Below are 3,307 nucleotides of genomic sequence, written 5' to 3'. Positions count from 1 at the left end.
CTTCTGTTAGAGAGTGAATAGATAATAGATAATGATTAAAACATGATTGACGTGGTCTAATTGATTAGTACAACTCATTTTTCAATAGTCTCTTTTATCTTATCTGGGTCATATTTTTTAAGTCGAGCTTTAAAACATAATTAAAACGGTTCTGTCGCAAAAAATAAAATCACCTTATTACCTACGATTATAAGATTTAATTTCAGCCAAAGTAGGTTCACATGCTCAACTGAAAATGGCTCTATTTTTCAAGCCATTACTTTCCTGAATACCCCATGGTAATTGACTTTAACACTATATTATCGTAATTTTAATGATGGGATGAGACTGTTTTTCTCCTGCATGGTGTTTTTATCCATTTGCCGCAAAAAACAAGTTACAGTTGATTTTTACACAAATATTTATTTTTTGCGACAGAACCCCTGGGGAAGTGAACTTTATGCGACAGAACCGTCAAGCTTGGGTAGTTCGGCGAGTAAATACTTTAAGTAATCAAAAGGGTCCTGGTTATTGGTTACCCAGACTCATCATTCTAAGCACCTCTTGTTCCGTTTTACCGATAGTTTTAGAGGGGTTAGCTAAGACAAACTGGTCAAGGGTTTGTTTTTTACCTCCGCTAGCGCTCTTAGGATAGCTATTAGGATTATTATCCACTGGGGTGAAGGTTCCATTAGTGATGCTTCTAATTACCGCCGAAAGATACCCTATGTTGCTTTTAGTGATCTGATTAGAGCTAATAACAAGACTCATTACAGCAATAACGGCTATTTGCTCTGAACGTTTAATACTTGCAAGGAGTTTTTGAGCTGCTATTTGTTCATGATCTTTAAACATACTTACATCAACATGAATTCTAGTGATTTCTTGATTTGTTAGTTTGACAGGCTGGGGTTCGTTTGTCGTTATTTTCTTTTCATTATCACCAACAACGGTTGTTTGGTTTTTAGTAATCTTTGAAAGGATAGTCTCTGTATTAGGTTGCGTATTTTTGCGCAAGTCATGGTGCTCAGATTTGCGCAATCTTTGATTATCCAGTGGCTTTGCCGCATGGGGTTTTGCTTCTATTTCAGCGGTTATACCAGCAGATTGATTGGCAATCATTGCATTTAATATGTCAAAATCAATCTCATAATGACAAGTTGCGGGTATGCCTTTGAGAGTGATTTTCAAAAACGGCAAGTCGCGGAGGTACTTCGATTTCATGCGTCTAAATTGATGAATACTCATATGAAGTTCTTCGGAAAATTCATCATCGGTTTTCCAGATATCCCTACCCATTTTCATATTCCAATAACTTATTTGATTGAGACAAGCGGCGGCAAGAAGGTTATTCCCGACCAGTAGCATAAAACAGTTGCGGATAACAAGTAGATTGTCGTTTGGTGGCGTAGCTAATGCGTTTGTGCTCATAATATCCTCTATATTAGTAGCGGCATGAGCAAAAAACGATTGAAAGGTCTGTCTTGATGCCTTACAATTGAGTCAAGCCCTAAGCCATGTTTAGTATGGTTATGGGTTAGGTGGTCTGGTACTTATTGGTGTTAGTATCAGGCCACTGATTTACAAATAGATTGTAGCATTTATACAAATATGTACAATCACATAAACAAAAAATCTAAGATTTTCTTCTAATCTGAACACCCCATATTTCAAGTCCAAGAATAATCTTAAAAGACAAAAAAATGGTTCTGTAACTGTTATTATTCTCCACGATGACTCCAGTTTTTCAGGATCACATAGAGAGAATAGCCTTTGTAACCAACGGCAGTAGGAGTAAGAAGAGAACGTTAAAATTAATTGTCTCTGTGAGGTACTTTTGATCAACTACATTTATTCAGTTATCCACATTTTTTGTTCATAACTCTGTGTGTATTGTCTGCGTAAATGGATTAACGCTAGACAAAATAACCTATAGCATTAGAATGCATTAAAACTGTACAGTTTAATGGTTCTGTCGCATAAAGTTCACTTCCCCAGGTGGTTCTGTCGCAATAATCATCAAAAGCGCAGACCTCCTGGTCTTCAGGCTTTGTCTGAGGAAAATATTCCTGCTTATAAGCAGTTTATGGCTTTAGCAGGATAGTTATGCCTGAAGACCAGGAGGTCTGTGCTTTTGATAATTATTGCGACAGAACCGTTTCTATTCCTCTCCTTTTTTGACGTAAAAGGTCCAGAATGGTTTTTTAATAACATGAGATACAAAAAATGAATGCAGAAAAATCTTTACAAATCGGGTTAATTTCTATGGGTCTAATGGTTTTTCCTTTAAAATCCCATGCAATATTTAATTTTATAGGAGCCGCGTTTTTGGGGATCCTGGTGATTCCCCCAGATCAACACAGTAACGCCCCCTCTGGGACGACGGATGCTCATGACATAGCTGCCGAAAACCCCGCTACTCCTGACGAGAGCGGTAAGGATGACAAACCTATATTTCCCAATGTAGATGCCATCGATTATGCCCATTATGTCTCGGAAGCTAAACCTTTTTTAGACATATCTAATACAGCAGCAGATAAGTTTGCCAAAGAGATGTCCGGAGAACTCCCTCTTCCACCTACAGTGGGAGTTCCTCACGGCGTTACTTTTAACATCGGAGATTACGGACCCTCGGCAGGCGTAGTGTTCTTTTTGAGCAAAGATCGCACTCATGGAATGGAATATTCTCTCTATCAAATGAATACACATTTTACAGAAGGAGAAGATGCTATGTTCAGTGCGTATGACAAAGGTGTGGGGCATCAAAATTTCTTCTGGGGTTGTTCCGGTGACGTACTTAGAGGTGCCAATGCTACTCGCTTAGGTACGGGACAATTGAACACGACCGCGATCGTGAACTCTTGCAAGGAGTTTGATGAGGTTTCCAAACACAAACGGCGTTTAACAGCAGCAGAAAAGGCAGACGCTTATATTCAAAATGACTTCCACGACTGGTTCTTACCGTCCGCAGGCGAGCTGTACCTGCTGATGGAGGTTATGAGCGACTTTATAGAAAAAAATCCTACTTATTTCAAAGATCAGATATTTATCGATGAGTACAAGATAGACACTGAGTATTGGAGCTCAACACAGTATGTTCCGAGTTCAGGTTACATCAATGCTTTATCAGCGATAGCAGGCGATCCTGTTGACGAGGGCGTGGTTAGCCTGTCTAACTCATACAAAAAGCTTCATAAGCCTGCTTTTGCGGTGAGAAGGTTCTAACCCAAGGTGTAACCCCTATCTATCAAGGGATGATCAAACGCTGTCAGCCCCGGACGGGCTGATAGTCTCCAGAAGGCGCAGGGAAATTTGCCAATCCGAAGTG

At 39.5% G+C, this 3,307-nt stretch carries 2 protein-coding genes; one reads left to right on the top strand and one right to left on the bottom strand.

The window, feature by feature from the left end:
• Window positions 1–507: 507 nt before the first annotated feature.
• Window positions 508–1,410: a hypothetical protein gene (locus CDZ78_RS19420; protein WP_087871438.1), complete on the bottom strand. Its 903-nt coding sequence runs from the start codon at window positions 1,408–1,410 to the stop codon at window positions 508–510.
• Between the two features lie 795 nt (window positions 1,411–2,205).
• Here CDZ78_RS19420 and CDZ78_RS19415 point away from each other — a divergent pair.
• Window positions 2,206–3,204, top strand: coding sequence for a hypothetical protein (locus tag CDZ78_RS19415; protein ID WP_087871437.1), 999 nt, complete (start codon window positions 2,206–2,208; stop codon window positions 3,202–3,204).
• The last annotated feature ends 103 nt before the right edge of the window (window positions 3,205–3,307 follow it).

This window comes from Bathymodiolus platifrons methanotrophic gill symbiont (assembly GCF_002189065.1).
Classification (GTDB): domain Bacteria; phylum Pseudomonadota; class Gammaproteobacteria; order Methylococcales; family Methylomonadaceae; genus Methyloprofundus.
The sequence above is the reverse complement of the archived record's forward strand: the minus strand, read 5'-3'. Positions and strand labels throughout refer to the sequence as shown.

Bases quoted from the DNA above. Each gene is read 5' to 3' on its own strand.
- CDZ78_RS19420 (WP_087871438.1), bottom strand. From the start codon at position 1,410: ATGAGCACAAACGCATTAGCTACGCCACCAAACGACAATCTACTTGTT.
- CDZ78_RS19415 (WP_087871437.1), top strand. From the start codon at position 2,206: ATGAATGCAGAAAAATCTTTACAAATCGGGTTAATTTCTATGGGTCTA.